This window comes from Kitasatospora nipponensis (genome assembly GCF_039528135.1).
GTDB lineage: Bacteria > Actinomycetota > Actinomycetes > Streptomycetales > Streptomycetaceae > Kitasatospora > Kitasatospora nipponensis.
Map to the genome: position 1 here is coordinate 12,856 of NZ_BAAALF010000100.1, position 16,167 is coordinate 29,022.

At 73.1% G+C, this 16,167-nt stretch carries 14 protein-coding genes and 1 tRNA gene; 12 read left to right on the forward strand and 3 right to left on the reverse strand.

Annotated elements, in window-relative coordinates:
• Positions 1-61: 61 nt before the first annotated feature.
• The 3 genes from ABD323_RS24600 (at position 62) to ABD323_RS24610 (ending at position 4,938) form a co-directional block, all read left to right on the forward strand.
• The gene (locus ABD323_RS24600; RefSeq protein WP_344444105.1) at positions 62-1,807 is read left to right on the forward strand and encodes a DUF885 domain-containing protein; all 1,746 of its coding nucleotides are present in this window, start codon (positions 62-64) and stop codon (positions 1,805-1,807) included.
• Between the two features lie 300 nt (positions 1,808-2,107).
• On the forward strand, positions 2,108-3,544 hold the full coding sequence (locus tag ABD323_RS24605) for an MFS transporter (RefSeq protein WP_425556140.1): 1,437 nt from the start codon (positions 2,108-2,110) through the stop codon (positions 3,542-3,544).
• A 305-nt stretch (positions 3,545-3,849) separates the two neighbouring features.
• Complete coding sequence (locus tag ABD323_RS24610; protein WP_344444107.1) at positions 3,850-4,938, forward strand: trypsin-like serine peptidase; 1,089 nt, start codon at positions 3,850-3,852, stop codon at positions 4,936-4,938.
• On the opposite strand, the gene ABD323_RS24615 is transcribed toward ABD323_RS24610, so the two are convergent.
• Positions 4,911-5,261: a carboxymuconolactone decarboxylase family protein gene (locus tag ABD323_RS24615; RefSeq protein ID WP_344444108.1), complete on the reverse strand. Its 351-nt coding sequence runs from the start codon at positions 5,259-5,261 to the stop codon at positions 4,911-4,913. The two genes, ABD323_RS24610 and ABD323_RS24615, sit on opposite strands and share 28 nt — an antisense overlap.
• A gap of 114 nt (positions 5,262-5,375) precedes the next feature.
• On the opposite strand from ABD323_RS24615, the gene ABD323_RS24620 reads away from it, so the two are divergent.
• Complete coding sequence (locus tag ABD323_RS24620) at positions 5,376-6,233, forward strand: LysR family transcriptional regulator (RefSeq protein ID WP_344444109.1); 858 nt, start codon at positions 5,376-5,378, stop codon at positions 6,231-6,233.
• 1 nt (position 6,234) lies between these two features.
• Here the strand turns inward: ABD323_RS24620 and ABD323_RS24625 are convergent, their stop codons facing one another.
• Positions 6,235-6,681, reverse strand: coding sequence for a hypothetical protein (locus ABD323_RS24625; RefSeq protein WP_344444110.1), 447 nt, complete (start codon positions 6,679-6,681; stop codon positions 6,235-6,237).
• Between the two features lie 41 nt (positions 6,682-6,722).
• Here ABD323_RS24625 and ABD323_RS24630 point away from each other — a divergent pair, with 41 nt between their 5' ends.
• Positions 6,723-7,388 carry a GNAT family N-acetyltransferase gene (locus ABD323_RS24630; RefSeq protein WP_344444111.1) on the forward strand — a complete coding sequence of 222 codons (666 nt, stop codon included), beginning with the start codon at positions 6,723-6,725 and terminating at the stop codon, positions 7,386-7,388.
• Between the two features lie 68 nt (positions 7,389-7,456).
• On the opposite strand, the gene ABD323_RS24635 is transcribed toward ABD323_RS24630, so the two are convergent.
• A tRNA-Arg gene (locus tag ABD323_RS24635) sits at positions 7,457-7,528 on the reverse strand.
• 153 nt (positions 7,529-7,681) lie between these two features.
• On the opposite strand from ABD323_RS24635, the gene ABD323_RS24640 reads away from it, so the two are divergent.
• From ABD323_RS24640 to ABD323_RS24670, 7 genes are all read left to right on the forward strand, one after another.
• Positions 7,682-8,113 (forward strand): response regulator, encoded by a 432-nt coding sequence (locus ABD323_RS24640; RefSeq protein WP_344444119.1) that lies wholly within the window; start codon positions 7,682-7,684, stop codon positions 8,111-8,113.
• A gap of 105 nt (positions 8,114-8,218) precedes the next feature.
• Positions 8,219-9,880 (forward strand): arginine--tRNA ligase, encoded by a 1,662-nt coding sequence (gene argS, locus ABD323_RS24645; RefSeq protein WP_344444112.1) that lies wholly within the window; start codon positions 8,219-8,221, stop codon positions 9,878-9,880.
• Positions 9,881-10,062: 182 nt separating this feature from the next.
• Positions 10,063-11,454, forward strand: a complete 1,392-nt coding sequence (gene lysA / locus ABD323_RS24650) for a diaminopimelate decarboxylase (protein WP_344444114.1) — start codon at positions 10,063-10,065, stop codon at positions 11,452-11,454.
• Positions 11,455-11,605: 151 nt separating this feature from the next.
• Complete coding sequence (locus ABD323_RS24655) at positions 11,606-12,898, forward strand: homoserine dehydrogenase (protein ID WP_344444115.1); 1,293 nt, start codon at positions 11,606-11,608, stop codon at positions 12,896-12,898.
• A gap of 6 nt (positions 12,899-12,904) precedes the next feature.
• Positions 12,905-13,996 carry a threonine synthase gene (gene thrC, locus ABD323_RS24660; protein WP_344444116.1) on the forward strand — a complete coding sequence of 364 codons (1,092 nt, stop codon included), beginning with the start codon at positions 12,905-12,907 and terminating at the stop codon, positions 13,994-13,996.
• Between the two features lie 401 nt (positions 13,997-14,397).
• On the forward strand, positions 14,398-15,315 hold the full coding sequence (gene thrB / locus ABD323_RS24665) for a homoserine kinase (RefSeq protein ID WP_344444117.1): 918 nt from the start codon (positions 14,398-14,400) through the stop codon (positions 15,313-15,315).
• A 561-nt stretch (positions 15,316-15,876) separates the two neighbouring features.
• Positions 15,877-16,167, forward strand: a 291-nt coding sequence (locus tag ABD323_RS24670) for a Rho termination factor N-terminal domain-containing protein (protein WP_344444118.1), incomplete at its 3' end; no start/stop codon positions are given.

A 16,167-nucleotide genomic window follows, 5' to 3' on the forward strand; every position in this document is an offset into this window, starting at 1 on the left:
GTCGCCGCCGCGGTTGCGGAAAGGGGCTTGCAATGCGTGGGCGCTGCGAAAAGATGGCCGAATGCCTTCCGAATCCAACCTCTCCGCCGCCGCCGGCCGCACCCCGCGCCAGGTGGCGGACGCCTATGTCCAGGCCCTGGCCGACATCGACCCGCTGACCGCGGTCTACCTCGGCCTCAATCCCGAGGACGACCGGCTGCCGGACCTCTCGCCGGCCGGCCACGCCGCGCTGGCCGCGCTGGCCCGGCGCACCCTGGCCGAGCTGGACGCCGCCGAGGCGGCCGCCGAGCTGACCGCACCGGCCGACCCGGCCGCCGAGCACCGCTGCGGCCGGCTGCTGCGCGAGCGGCTGACGGCCGAGCTCGCCGTCCACGAGGCGGGCGAGGACCTGCGCGCGGTGCGCAACCTCGGCTCGCCGCTGCACAACACCCGTGAGCTCTTCACCCTGCTGCCCACCGAGACCGAGCAGGACTGGGCCGGCCTGGGCCGCCGGCTGGCCCGCTTCCCGCAGGCGGTGCGGCAGTACCGGGCCACCCTGACCGAGGGCCTCGAGCGCGGCATGCTCAGCGGCCCGCAGCAGGTCAGCACGGTGATCGAGCAGATCACCGAGTGGCTCGCGGCGGACCCGGCCGCCGCCGAGCCGGCCCGGGAGGCCGGCTGGTTCGGCACCCTGATCAGCCCCGCACCCGAGGCCGTGCAGGCCGAGCTGACGGCCGCCGCGCTGGCCGCCTCGGCCGAGCTCGCCGAGCTGCGGACCTGGCTGGGCGAGGTCTACGGGCCCGCCGCCGCCGGCACGCCCGACACCGTGGGCCGCGAGCGCTACGCCCGCTGGGTGCGCTACTGGAACGGCGCCGACCTCGACCTCGACGAGGCCTACCAGTGGGCCTGGACCGAGTTCCACGACATCGCCGCGCAGATGCGGGTGGAGGCCGAGAAGGTCCGCCCGGGCAGCTCGCCGATGGAGGCGATGCGCTGGCTGGAGAGCGAGGGGCCCGCGATCGTCGGCGAGGAGCAGGTGCGGGAGTACCTGCAGGGCCTGATGGACCAGGCGATCGGCGACCTGCAGGGCGTCCACTTCGACCTCGCCGAGCCGGTCACCCGGGTCGAGTCGAGGCTGGCCCCGGCCGGCAGCGCCAGCGCGCCGTACTACACCGCGCCCTCGCTGGACTTCACCCGCCCCGGCCGGACCTGGCTGCCGACCCAGGGCGACGACAGGTTCCCGGTCTGGGACCTGGTCAGCACCTGGTACCACGAGGGCGTGCCCGGCCACCACCTGCAGCTCGCGCAGTGGAACTACGTCGCGGGCAGCCTCTCCACCTACCAGGTCAGCGTGGGCGGCGTCAGCGCCGACATGGAGGGCTGGGCGCTCTACGCCGAGCGCCTGATGGACGAGCTGGGCTACCTCACCGACCCCGGCCACCGGCTCGGCTACCTCAACGCGCAGATGATGCGGGCGCTGCGGGTGATCGTCGACATCGGCATGCACGTGGGCCTGGACTTCCCGGCCGACTCGCCGTTCCGGCCGGGCGAGCTGATGACCCCGGCGGCGGCCCGCGAGTTCTTCGGGCTGTACTGCGGCCTGCGCCCGGTCTTCCTGGACAGCGAGCTGGTCCGCTACCTGGGCCTTCCCGGCCAGGCGATCGGCTACAAGCTGGGCGAGCGCGCCTGGCTGCGCGGCCGGGCGGCGGCGCGGGCGGCGCACGAGGCCCGCGGCGAGGAGTTCGACCTCAAGGCCTGGCACATGGCCGCCCTCTCGCAGGGCTCGCTCGGCCTGGACGACCTGGTCGCCGCCCTCTCGGCGCTCTGACCGTCCCGCCGGCCGGGTCCGTGCCCCCGAGCGGGGGAACCGCGCAGGCGGGCGGGCCCGGCCGGAGCCCTTCGCTGAGTTAAAGATCAGATAAAACTTCCGATTTGCTCCAGTATGTGAAGGATTTCGCTTGCCCCGCGGCGGGCAGGCGAGCTTCCCTGGAGAGCAGTGCCGCGCGCACACGCCGACGGCACCCCCGTTCGGAAGGCTCCTCCCGTGTCCTCGACACACGCGACGGCCGACCCCGTACCGGACCCCCGCCGCTGGCGGGCGCTGGCCGTGATCGCCGTAGCCCAGCTGATGATCGTGCTCGACATCACGATCGTGAACATCGCGCTCCCCTCGGCCGAGAAGGACCTGGGGATCTCCACCGGTGACCGGCAGTGGGTGATCACCGCCTACACGCTGGCCTTCGGTGGTCTGCTGCTGCTCGGCGGACGGATCGGCGACCTGTACGGCCGCAAACGCACCTTCCTGATCGGCCTGCTCGGCTTCGCCGGCGCCTCCGCGCTCGGCGGCTTCTCGGTCAGCCCGGTGATGCTCTTCGCCTCCCGGGCGCTGCAGGGCGGCTTCGGCGCGCTGCTGGCCCCCTCGGCCCTGGGCCTGCTCTCCACCACCTTCACCGTGGCCAGGGAACGGGCCACCGCGTTCGGCATCTTCGGCGCGATCGCCGGTGGTGGCAGCGCGATCGGCTTCATCGCCGGCGGCCTGCTGACCGAGTACCTGAACTGGCGCTGGTGCCTGTTCGTCAACGTGCCGATCGCGCTGGCCACCGCGCTCGCCGGGATGCGGCTGCTGAGCACCGACCACATCCGCAAGGAGTCCCGGATCAAGCTGGACCTGCCCGGCGCCGTGCTGGGCTGCGGCGGACTGCTGGCGATCGTCTACGGCACCTCGGAGGCGGAGTCGCGCGGCTGGAGCGACAGCCTGGTGCTCGGCTGCCTGGCCCTGGGCGTCGCGCTGCTGTGCGTCTTCGTCTTCGCCGAGAAGCGCACCTCGCACCCGCTGCTGCCGATGCACCTGGTCCAGGACCGCAACCGCGGCGGCGCCGCGCTGTCGGTGGGCCTGTCGGTCATCGGCCTCTTCGGCCTCTTCCTCTTCCTGACCTTCTACATGCAGGAGATCAAGGGCTACTCGCCGGTGCTGACGGGCGTCGGCTTCCTGCCGATGACCGCCGCGATCATCCTCAGCTCCACCGGACTGGCGGCCCGGCTGATGACCAGGGTGCCCTCGCGCAACCTGATCGTGCCCGGCATCCTGCTCGCCGCCTGCGGCATGGCCTGGCTGACCCAGCTCAAGGTGGACAGCGCGTTCGCGACCTCGGTGCTGCCGGCCGAGATCCTGCTCGGCGCCGGCATGGGCCTGGTCTTCATGCCCTCGATGAGCCTGGCGACGCTGGGCGTCGCGCCCAACGAGACCGGCGCGGCCTCGGCGATCATCAACTCCGCCCAGCAGGTCGGCGGCTCGATCGGCACCGCGCTGCTCAACACCATCGCCGCCACCGCCACCGCCACCTACCTGGTGGGCAAGGACGCGTCCAACCAACTGGTGCAGTCGACCGGCGCGGTGCACGGCTACACGGTGGCGACCACCGTCGCGCTGGGGATCCTGCTGCTCGCGGCCGTGCTGGCGTTCTTCATGGTCAACCACCGCCCGGCCCCGGGCGAGGCGGCCGGCCGGGAGGCCGAGCCGGCCAGGGGCGCGGCCGCCGCGACCGGAGCGGCGCACGACCGCTGACCGAGCCCGCGGCACGGGCGCCGCGGCAAGCGGAACGTCCACCCTCTTCTCCCACCGGCGCCGGTCGGTCATGATGGGCCTTGATCGGCGCCGGTCAAGGCTGTTCGCCCGCTGTTCCCCGCTCGTCCCCCGACTGTTCGGTGGCCGGCGGCGTCCGCCGGCCGGTGGATTCTCAGACGGCTCTCAGCCGGGGATCATCGGCTTCGCAGTCGGCCGGGTGATAGTCGGTGCAGAGCCGAACCGGCGCGGACGGGTGCCGGCCGGCCGACCGAGGTCACCGAATGCGGGCAGGAGTGAGCGATCTGATGAGCAGTCAGCAGCGCCGGCATCGCAGGAGGCCGCGCCTCCTGGCCCGCCCCGCCGTCCTGTTCGCCGCGCTGGCCACGGCACTGGTCTCCGCGATCGTGGGGGTGAGCCTGCTCGGCTCCCAGGCCAGCGCCTCCAACGCCGCCGCGCCGGCCACCGCGTCCCCGGTCATGCACGGCAAGGGCGGCCACAGCCACCGGCACCCGGCCGCCGCCCCCGCCTCTGCCACCCCCGGCTCGGCCGGGGACGCGGCGCCGCAGCCCACCGACACCCCGCCGGTGGCCGTGCTGCCCTCGGCGGAGGCGCCGACGCCGACGCCCTCGGCCGCGCCGACCGCCGATCCCGGCACCGCGGCCCCCGCCGACCCCTCGGCGGACGGCACCGCCTCCGCGGACGGTGACGGCACCGGCGACGCCGAGGACCGCTCCGCCTACGCGCTGCAGTACAACACCACCAGCACGGCCGTCTCCGGCGCCGAGGCCAACCGGGTCGGCGCCCTGTTCAGCGGCGGGGTCTCGACCGGCAACCACTTCTGCACCGCCAGCGTGGTGCACAGCGCCGGGCACAACCTGCTGGTCACCGCCGCGCACTGCCTGGACAGCCCCGGCGGCGTCGTCTTCGCCCCCGGCTACCGCAACGGCACGGCCCCGTACGGGACCTGGCAGGTCACCCAGATCTACACCACCAACGGCTGGAGCCAGAACGGCGACCCCGACCAGGACTTCGCCTTCCTGCGGGTGGCCCCCAGCAACGGCAAGCAGGTCGAGGACGTGGTCGGCGCCAACACGCTGGGCCTGAACGAGAGCTTCAGCGCCACCGTGCGCCTCTACGGCTACCCCGACACCCGCGACGTCCCGCTGCTCTGTGCCAACGCCACCACCCAGCAGAGCTCCTACCAGCGCCGCATCGACTGCCCGTCCTACACCGGCGGGACCAGCGGCGGCCCCTGGATCAACGCCTCCAACGGCCACGTGATCGGCATCATCGGCGGCTACCAGCAGGGCGGCAACAGCGCCGACACCTCGTACAGCGCCTACTTCGACCAGACCATCGGCGGGCTCTACAAGACGGCCACCGCGGCCTCGTAGAGCTTCATCGCCTGCAGCCCGTGCGCCAGGGTGCCGCCCGCCCGCACGGCACCCGCCACGAACACCACCTCGGCGATCTCCTCGGCGCTCACCCCGTGCCGGCGGGCGGCGGCGGTGTGCACGTCCAGGCAGTACGAGCACTGCGTGGTCAGCGCCACCGCGATCGCCACCAGCTCCCGGGTCCGGCGCGGCACCGCGCCGTCCTCCCGGTCGATCACCTGCTGGAAGGCCTGCCAGGCGGCGAACTCCCCGGGGGCCAACCGCCCCAGCTGCTTGGCCCGGTGCAGGTCGGCGGGGTCGTGGTAGGGGTGGGCGGACGTCATGGAAGGCTCCTCGGTTGCGTGGACTACGTGCCGCCACCCACCTCACCGCGCGGCCCCCGCACCCGTCCAAGACCCGTTCCAAGGGCCCGATACCGGTTCGGTATGGTGCGCGGCATGGACCTGCGCCGCCTGCGGTACTTCGTCGCCGTCGCCGAGGAACTGCACTTCGGCCGGGCCGCCGCCCGCCTGCAGATGTCCCAGCCGCCGCTCAGCCGCAGCGTCCGCGAGCTGGAGGAGGAGCTCGACTGCCTGCTCCTGGAGCGCTCCGCGCGCGGCGTCCGGCTCACCGCCGCCGGCGCGGTGCTGCTGGCGGAGGCCCGCGACCTGCTCGCCACCGCCGACCGCGCCCGGCAGCGGGTGCGGGCCACCGAGGGGCACGGCACGGTCCTGGTCGGCTCGGTGGCCGGCGCCGGGGTCGAACTCGGCCCGCCCGCCGTCGCCGCGTTCCGCCGCGGCCACCCGCGCGCCGAGGTGCTGCTGCGGGAGAGCCCGATCAGCGACCCGACGGCCGGGCTGCGCTCCGGCCGGGTGGACGTCGCGCTGACCCGGCTGCCCTTCGACACCGAGGGCCTGGCCACCCACCCGCTGGGCAGCGAGGGCGTGGTCGCCGCGCTGGCCGGTGACGACCCGCTGGCGCGGCGGGGATCGCTGACCGTCGAGGAGCTGCGCGACCGCCCGTGGGTCCAGTTGCCGCCGGGGACGGACGAGGCCTGGCGCGCCTACTGGCTCGGCGGCGGCGCCTCCGGCGGGGCCGGCCCGGTGGTCACCACCGTCGCGGAGTGCCTGCACGCCGTCCTGTGGCAGCGCGCCACCGCCCTGCTCCCCGCCGGCGCCGTCCGCCACCACCCCACCGCGGGCGTGCGGTACGTCCCGGTCCCCGACCACCCGCCCAGCACCCTCGTGCTGGCCTGGCGCGCCGGCTCCCCGGCCCCGCTGGTCCGCGCCTTCCTGCGGGCGGCGGCGGGCGGTTGACTCACTCCTGCGGCGGGGGAGCGAGCACCATCGGCCAGTCCGGGTACCCCGCCAGCACCTCGTCCAGCGCCGCGCCCGGGGCCGCGGTGTAGACGACCGTCCCCTCGTCGAGCGCCACCGGCGCCGCCGCGGTCCTCACCGTCAGGACGATCACGGCCCGCGGGTCGACGGCCGAGCGCTCGGGGAAGTCGGCCGGATCGACGTTCACCGCCCGAAGCCCCACCGGGTACACGGCGACCCCCACCACCAGCTCCCCGTCCACCCACACCTGCTCGGCCCACCCGTCGGTCTGCAACAGGCACGCCCAGCCGTCCACCTCATGGCAGTACGCCCCCAACCGCACCACCGCCCGCTCCCCGGCCGACCCCTCGGGATCGACGAGCAGGACGGCGAGCGGCACCTCGGGGGCGCTCGGATGGATCCCGGAACGCACGAACAGCCGAGCCACGGGGCACCCTCCGAGGTGATGTCGATTCGCAACACCAGCAGTTGAGCACAGAACACGGAGTCATCGAGGAGGTCCCCCTGAAGCTCTCCCCGCCGGTCGAGCTCCGTACGCCCCGCCTCCTGCTGCGCCCCTGGCAGCCCGCCGACCGGGAGCCGTTCGCCCGCCTGAACGCCGACCCCGAGGTCATGGAGTACCTCCCGGCCCCCCTGGACCGGGAGGCCAGCGACGCCCTGGCCGACCGGATCCGCGCCGAGTTCGAGCATCAGGGCTGGGGCTGGTGGGCGGTGGAGGTGACTTCCACCGGCACCTTCGTCGGCTTCACCGGCCTGTCCCGGACGACCTTCACCGCCCCCTTCACCCCGGCGACCGAGGTCGGCTGGCGCCTGGCCAGAGCAGCCTGGGGCCACGGCTACGCCACCGAAGCGGCCGCCGCTGCCGTTCGCTTCGGCTTCGACGTCCTGGGCCTGCCGGAGATCGTCTCCTTCACCACCACCGCCAACCGCCGTTCACGGGCGGTCATGGAACGCCTGGGCATGACCCACGCCCCGGACGACGACTTCGACCACCCCCGCCTCCCACCCGGCCACCCCCTGAGCCGCCACGCCCTCTACCGCCTGGCCCCTGCGCCCCGCGCCGTGGACCACGCGTCCCGCACCCCGGCGGCCACCTCACCGGGGCCGAACTCGCCCACCCCGCAGGAGGGGTGACCCGGTGCCGGAACATGACGAAGGCCCAGGTCGGTTGACCTGGGCCTCGTTCGGCGCTTCTTGCGAAGTGCCCCCGGTAGGATTCGAACCTACGCACCCGCCTCCGGAGGGCGGTGCTCTATCCCCTGAGCTACGGGGGCCTGCTCGTTCACTTCCACCGCATCGCTGCGACGTGGAGAACATTACCAGCTCGTCGCCGCACTCCGTGCAGGGGTTTGTCCGGGGGTCGGGCGAAGTGGGCAAAGGCCGGACGGGCGGCGGGGGGCGGCCGTAGTCTCGGTGGGGTGTCGGGTGTGTCCGGGCGGGTCCTCGTGGTGGACGACAGCGAGGTGATCCGTCAGCTGATCAGGGTCAACCTGGAGCTGGAGGGCTTCGAGGTGGTGACCGCCGCCGACGGCGCCGAGTGTTTGGACGTCGTCCAACACATCCGCCCCGACGTGGTGACGCTGGACGTGATGATGCCGCGGCTGGACGGGCTGCGGACCGCCGCCCGGTTGCGGGCGACGCCGGCCACCGCGCGGTTGCCGATCGCGATCGTCAGTGCGTGCACCCCGGCGGATCTCGACCGCGGGGAGTCGGTCGGGGTGGACGGCTACCTCGGCAAGCCCTTCGACCCGGCGGACCTGGTGGCGCTGGTGCACCGGCTGATGCGGCTGCGGTCCGGCGGGGCGGGCAAGGGTGGCCTGACCTTCGGAGCCGGGGGAGTGGGCGAGTTTCGCTCTTAGCGAACAGCGACGGTGCGTGGAAGAAGTGCTCGCGGAGTGGACCCGCGCGTCTCAACGGGTGGCCGCGTGGCGGCGGGGTACCGCCTCTCGCCTAGGCTTGGGCCCGTGACACCCGCAGAGCTCTCCCAGGCAGTCCAGGTCGCCGTGCGCACCGCCGTCGAGGCGGGCGAGCTGTCCGTCGACGTTCCCGAGCAGGTGACGGTCGAGCGACCGAAGAACCGCGACCACGGCGACTACGCCACCAACGTGGCCCTCCAGCTGGCCAAGCCGGCCGGCATGCCGCCGCGCGCGGTCGCCGAGCTGGTCGCCGCGCGCCTGCGCGAGCTGCCCGCGCTGGCCGCGGTCGAGATCGCCGGTCCGGGCTTCCTGAACATCACGCTGGACGCCGCCACGCAGGGCGAGCTGGCCCGCACCGTCGTCGAGACCGGCGAGGCGTACGGCCGCAACGAGGCGCTTCTGGGCCTGAAGATCAACCTGGAGTTCGTCTCCGCCAACCCGACCGGCCCGATCCACATCGGCGGCGTGCGCTGGGCGGCGGTCGGCGACTCGCTGGCGCGGGTGCTGAAGGCGACCGGCGCGCAGGTCACCACCGAGTACTACCTGAACGACGCCGGCGTGCAGATCGGCAAGTTCGCCACCTCGCTGCAGGCCGCGGCGCTGGGCCGCGAGCTGCCCGCCGACGGGTACGTGGGCGAGTACATCGCCGACATCGCCAAGGCGATCACCGACGGCGTGCCGGGCATCCTCGCGCTGCCCGAGGCCGAGCAGCTGGAGATCTTCCGGACCCAGGGCCTGGCCCTGATGGTGGCCGAGATCAAGCGCTCGATGACCGAGTTCGGCACCCACTTCGACACCTGGTTCTCGGAGAAGTCGCTGCACGACTCGGGCGCCGTGGAGAAGGCGATCGAGCGGCTGCGCGAGCAGGGCCACGTCTTCGACGAGGACGGCGCGATCTGGCTGCGCACCACCGACTTCGGTGACGACAAGGACCGCGTCCTGATCAAGGCCGACGGCGAGACCACCTACTTCGCCGCCGACGCCGCCTACTACCTCTCCAAGCGGGACCGCGGCTCCGAGGTCTCGGTCTACATGCTGGGCGCCGACCACCACGGCTACGTCAACCGCCTCAAGGCCATCGCGGCCTGCGCCGGCGACGACATGGACCGCAACATCGAGGTCCGGATCGGCCAGTTCGTCAAGATGCTGCGCGATGGTGAGGAGGTCCGGATGTCCAAGCGGGCCGGCAACATCATCACCATCGACGACGTGGTCGACTGGATCGGCGTGGACGCCGCGCGCTACACGCTCTCGCGCTCCTCCACGGACTCCACCATCACGCTCGACATCAACGTGCTGACCAGCCAGACCAACGAGAACCCGGTCTACTACGTGCAGTACGCGCACACCCGGATGTGCGGGGTGGCCCGCAAGGCCGCCGAGCTGGGCGTGGACAAGGGCACCGCGGCCGACTTCCGGCCCGAGCTGCTGGCCACCTCCTGGGAGAAGGACCTGCTCGGCGAGCTGGGCGAGTTCCCGCGCATCGTGGCCAAGGCCGGCGAGCTGCGCGAGCCGCACCACGTCGCGCGCTACCTGGAGTCGCTCGCCGGCACGTACCACCGCCTGTACGAGAACTGCCAGTTCCTGCCCAAGGGCGACGAGGAGCTGACGGACACGCACCGCGCCCGGCTCTGGCTGGTCGAGGCGACGAAGACGGTCCTGGCCAACGGCCTGGGCCTGCTGGGGGTCACGGCCCCCGAGCGGATGTAGCACCCGCCCTCGGCGAACCCGGGGCGGTGCCGGTCCACACGGATCGGCACCGCCCCGTTGCACAACCCGAACCGGAAACCCCGAACCGGAAACCCGCAGCCCCACCGGAACCAGCGCCACCCGGGAACCAGCCCCACCCGGAACTCCCGCCAGTCCCAGTCATGTCAGGAGACAGACGCCCGATGAGCCGCTCCGCGCACCCCGCAGGTCCCCGCCACGGCGACGTGCTGCCCGAGGGGCACTACCAGGCCCCGCCGAGCGACCTGAACCTGCTGGACCCCAAGGTCTGGTCGCGCACGGTGACCCGCGACGACGCGGGCACCGCCACCGTCGGCGGCCGCACGGTCACCGAGCTGGCCGCCGAGTTCGGCACCCCGGCCTACGTGCTGGACGAGGCCGACTTCCGGGCCCGGGCGCGCGCCTGGCGCGAGGCCTTCGGCAGTGGCGCCGACGTCTACTACGCCGGCAAGGCGTTCCTCTCCAAGGCCGTGGTGCGCTGGCTGCACGAGGAGGGCCTGAACCTCGACGTCTGCAGCAGCGGCGAGCTGGCGGTGGCGCTGGCCGCCCAGATGCCCGCCGAGCGGATCGCGCTGCACGGCAACAACAAGTCGGTGCCCGAGCTGGAGCAGGCCGTCAAGGCGGGGGTGGGCCACGTCGTGCTCGACTCCTACCAGGAGATCGAGCGGCTGGCCGCGATCGCCGGGGCGCAGGGCGTGCGGCAGCCGGTGCTGATCCGGGTCACCGTCGGTGTCGAGGCGCACACCCACGAGTTCATCGCCACCGCGCACGAGGACCAGAAGTTCGGCCTCTCGCTCTCCGGTGGCGCGGCCGCCGAGGCGGTGCGCCGGGTGCTCGCCGAGCCGGCGCTGGAACTGCGCGGCATCCACTCGCACATCGGCTCGCAGATCTTCGACACGGCCGGCTTCGAGGTGGCCGCCCGCCGGGTGGTGGGCCTGCTGGCCGAGGTCCGCGACGAGCACGGCGTGGAGCTGCCGGAGATCGACCTGGGCGGCGGCCTGGGCATTGCCTACACCAGCGAGGACGACCCGCGCACCCCGGCCGAGATCGCCACCGCGCTGGACGCGATCGTGCGCCGCGAGTGCGCCGCGGCGGGCCTGACCACCCCGCGGCTGAGCGTCGAGCCGGGCCGCGCGATCGTGGGCCCGACCGCCTTCACGCTCTACGAGGTGGGCACCGTCAAGCCGTTGGAGGGTCTGCGGACCTACGTCAGCGTGGACGGCGGGATGTCCGACAACATCCGCACCGCGCTCTACGACGCGACGTACTCGGTGGCGCTGGTCTCGCGGACCAGCACGGCCCAGGCGATGCTGGTGCGGGTGGTCGGCAAGCACTGCGAGTCGGGCGACATCGTGGTCAAGGACGCCTTCCTGCCGGCCGACCTGGCGCCCGGCGACCTGATCGCGGTGCCCGCCACCGGCGCCTACTGCCGCTCGATGGCGAGCAACTACAACCACGCCCTGCGGCCGCCGGTGATCGCGGTGGCCGACGGCGCCGCCCGGGTGATCGTGCGGCGCGAGACGGAGGAGGATCTCCTGCGGCTCGATATCGGATGACGGAAAACCTGTCTCAGATCATGGACATTCGGTAGATCTTTTCGGAATGTCCATGAGACTGGAACGAGTCGAAGTGGCACAAGCCCCTACCCGGCGGCGGTCCCAGAAGGCCGCCGGGCACGAGATGCACGAGATGGATGAGCGGAGTCGGATGATGCGTACGCGGCCGCTGAAGGTGGCGTTGCTGGGCTGTGGTGTGGTGGGCTCCGAGGTGGCGCGCATCATGACGACGGACGCCGCCGACCTCGCCGCGCGCATCGGCGCGCCGGTCGAGCTGGCGGGCATCGCGGTCCGCCGCGCCGGCCGGGTCCGTCCCGGCGTGCCCGAGCACCTGGTCACCACCGACGCCGAGGCGCTGGTCAAGCGCGGTGACATCGACGTGGTGATCGAGGTGGTGGGCGGCATCGAACCGTCCAAGCACCTGATCCTGGCCGCGTTCAAGCACGGCGCCTCGGTGGTCAGCGCCAACAAGGCGCTGCTCGCCAAGGACGGTGCCGAGCTGCACGCGGCGGCCGCCGAGGCCGGTGTGGACCTGTACTACGAGGCCGCGGTGGCCGGTGCGATCCCGCTGGTGCGCCCGCTGCGCGAGTCGCTGGCCGGTGACCGGGTCAACCGCGTGCTGGGCATCGTCAACGGCACCACCAACTTCATCCTCGACAAGATGGACTCCACCGGCGCCGGTTACTCGGAGGCGCTGGAGGAGGCCACCGCGCTGGGCTACGCCGAGGCCGACCCGACCGCTGACGTGGAGGGCTTCGACGCCGCCGCCAAGGCCGCGATCCTGGCCGGCATCGCCTTCCACACCAAGGTCACCGCCGCCGACGTCTACCGCGAGGGCCTCACCGAGGTCACCGCCGCCGACATCGCCAGCGCCAAGCAGATGGGCTGCGTGGTCAAGCTGCTGGCCATCTGCGAGCGCTCGCGCGACGGCGAGTCGGTCACCGCCCGGGTGCACCCCGCGATGATCCCGCTCAGCCACCCGCTGGCCTCGGTGCGCGAGGCCTACAACGCGGTCTTCGTGGAGGCCGAGGCGGCCGGCCGGCTGATGTTCTACGGTCCGGGCGCCGGTGGCGCGCCGACCGCCTCCGCCGTCCTCGGTGACCTCGTCGCGGTCTGCCGCAACAAGCTCAACGGGGCCACCGGCCCGGGCGACTCGGTCTACACCCAGCTGCCGGCCAAGCCGATGGACGAGGTGATCACCCGCTACCACGTCAGCCTGGACGTGGACGACCGGGCCGGTGTACTCGCCCAGGTGGCCGGGGTCTTCGCCGAGCACGGGGTCTCCATCGACACCGTGCGCCAGCAGGGCCGGGACGGTGACGCCTCGCTCGTGGTGGTCACCCACCGCGCCACCGACGCCGCCCTGTCGGCGACCGTGGACAAGCTCCGCGCGCTGGACAGCGTGCGGGACGTGGCCTCCATCATGCGTGTCGAAGGGGAGTAGGAACCTATGAACGCCGTGATCGACAGAGTCAGTGGACACACCCACCAGTGGCGCGGCCTCATCGAGGAGTACCGCGACCGCCTGCCGGTCAGCGCCGCCACGCCGGTGGTCACCCTGCTGGAGGGCGGCACGCCGCTGGTCCCGGCCCAGGTGCTCTCCGAGCGGACCGGCTGCGACGTCTTCCTGAAGGTCGAGGGCGCCAACCCGACCGGTTCCTTCAAGGACCGCGGCATGACGATGGCGATCTCCAAGGCCAAGGAGGCCGGTGCGCAGGCGGTCATCTGCGCCTCCACCGGCAACACCTCGGCCTCGGCCGCCGCGTACGCGGTGCGGGCCGGCCTGGTCTGCGCCGTGCTGGTGCCGCAGGGCAAGATCGCGCTCGGCAAGATGGGCCAGGCGCTGGTGCACGGTTCGCGGATCCTCCAGGTGGACGGGAACTTCGACGACTGCCTCACGCTGGCCCGCGAGCTGTCCGAGAACTACCCGGTCGCGCTGGTGAACTCGGTCAACCCGGTGCGCATCGAGGGCCAGAAGACCGCCGCCTTCGAGATCGTCGACATGCTCGGCGACGCCCCCGACATCCACGTTCTGCCGGTGGGCAACGCGGGCAACATCACCGCCTACTGGAAGGGCTACCGGGAGTACGCCAAGGACGGCCTGGCCACCCGCACCCCGCGGATGTGGGGCTTCCAGGCCTCCGGCTCGGCCCCGATCGTGGACGGCGCCCCGGTGCTCAAGCCGCAGACCATCGCCACCGCGATCCGGATCGGCAACCCGGCCTCCTGGGCCTTCGCGGAGGCCGCCCGGGACGAGTCCGGCGGTCTGATCGACAAGGTCACCGACCGTCAGATCCTCGCCGCCTACCGGCTGTTGGCCGCACAGGAGGGCGTCTTCGTGGAGCCCGCCTCGGCGGCCAGCGTGGCCGGCCTGCTGGCCAAGGCGGAGGCCGGACTGGTCGACGCGGGCCAGCGGATCGTCTGCACGGTGACCGGCAACGGCCTCAAGGACCCCGACTGGGCGGTGGCCGGCGCCCCGCAGCCGCAGGTCGTCCCGGTCAACGCGCAGGCCGCCGCCCAGCGACTGGGCCTGCTCGACTGATCGCGCACCGGCCCGGTGGCGGGGCGCCCTGACGCTCCGTCGCCCGGCGGCGCCAGGCTATGGTGGGGCGACCCGCACGGGTCGGCCCACCGGCGCATCCCGCCATATTCCGACATCTCGGGGGTAACGCCCCGGTGTCGCTTTCGTTGTTCTTTGCGATGCCAATTCCGCACGGATTCAGGCCATAACCTGCAACACGGCAGATCGAGAGGGAGCGGGGTGTACCGCTGTGGAACCTCTCTTCGATACGCTGAGTCCAGGCGGTGTGGCACATGCCATGGGCCCAGCCACTGCCCTACGGGGCAGGGCCTGCCCTCCAGCTGCGTACTGACACCCCCGCCGCCGTACCACCGCCGACCCCGCACGACGGGTCGGCCTCACTCCCCAGGAGAGTCCACCGCATGGCCGGTCCTGCGTTCCGTGCCGCCGCCGTCCGGGTGCGGGTCCCCGCGACCAGCGCCAACCTGGGCCCCGGCTTCGACGCCTTCGGACTCGCCCTGGGTCTGTACGACGACATCGTGGTCCGGGTCGCCGACTCCGGGCTGAGCGTCGACATCGCGGGAGAGGGCGCCGAGACGCTCGCCCGCGACGAACGCCACCTGGTGGTCCGCGCGATGCGCGCTGCCTTCGACCGGCTCGGCGGGCAGCCGCGCGGCCTCGAAGTGGTCTGCGCCAACCGGATACCGCACGGCCGCGGCCTGGGTTCGTCCTCGGCCGCGATCTGCGCGGGCATCGTGGCCGCCCGCGCCGTCACCATCGGCGGTCCCTCCGCCCTCGACGACGCCGCGATGCTGGCCCTCGCCTCCGAGCTGGAGGGCCACCCGGACAACGTCGCCGCCTGCCTGGCCGGCGGGTTCACCATCGCCTGGAGCGACGAGGACGGCGCCAAGGCGGTCCGTCTGGACCCCGCCGAGCAGATCGTCCCGGTGGTCTTCGTGCCGAGCACCGAGGTGCTCACCGAGACCGCGCGCGGCCTGCTCCCCAAGACCGTCCCGCTGGCCGACGCGGCCGCCAACGCGGGCCGCAGCGCCCTGCTCGTCGAGGCGCTCACCCGGCGCCCCGAGCTGCTGCTGCCCGCCACCGAGGACCGGCTGCACCAGGACTACCGCGCCTCCGCGATGCCCGACAGCGCCGCCCTGGTGGCCGCGCTGCGCTCGGAGGGCGTCGCGGCGGTCATCTCCGGCGCCGGCCCCACCGTGCTCGCGCTGACCGACGAGGCCGGCGCCGACAAGCTGCTGCACTTCGCGGGCGAGACGTTCGCGGCCCACCGGCTGCGCCTGGACCGCGACGGTGCCGGCGTGCTGCCGCTGGACGGGTGACCTGCGCCGGCGTGGGCCGCGAGGGCATCCGGGGCGGACACGATTGGCAAGCACGAGGCTGGGGAATGTGTGAGGGGGTCGGTAGTGTTAACCTCATGTCTGCATCAGGCGCCCTGCGGGGCCCGGTGCGCCGCGTCCCCCTCCCCGAATCCCGCTTCCACGGGACCACGGCGATGTCGGGGACCACGATTCTCCGGGAGCCCGCCACAGCGCGTACGCAGCCTGCCTGCGCGATTGCGGCCGCATCCCGAAGCCGTGTCGGATCCTGACCCCCACCCGCCGCCACCGGCCTCCCGCTGAGGCCCGACGGGTAGGAGCGCGGGAGACCGTCACGCGACGGGGGCCCGGGACTCGCAGGCAGCGCGGACGGCATGAGATCGCCCACCGCGCCTTTTCGCACCACCGTGCCTCGTGCACCGCACTTCGCACCTCTCCCCCCACCCACCAAGCCGTGGTGGAGGGACTACCGCATCGGACCTCCGCACAGCAGAGCGCAGGTCAGACAGCACAACCGGTCGCCGAGCCAGACAGGCCGACGTCCGCTCCAGGGAAGGACCCTTAGTGAGCGACACCACCGATCTGATGGGCGCGCGCCCGGACGCCGACGCGACGGACGCTGCCGCCGCGCCGGCTGCGCCGGCCAAGCGCCGCCGTACCGCTGCCGCCGGCCTTGACGGTCTGGTCCTGGTCGAGCTGCAGAAGCTGGCCTCGACGCTCGGCATCAGCGGCACCGGCCGGATGCGCAAGAGCCAGCTCATCGACGCCATCAAGGAGAAGAGCGGCGGCGACCCGCTGCTCGCCACCGCCGCCCCGGCCGCCGCGCCCACCCGCGCGGCCGCCAAGGAGGCGGCC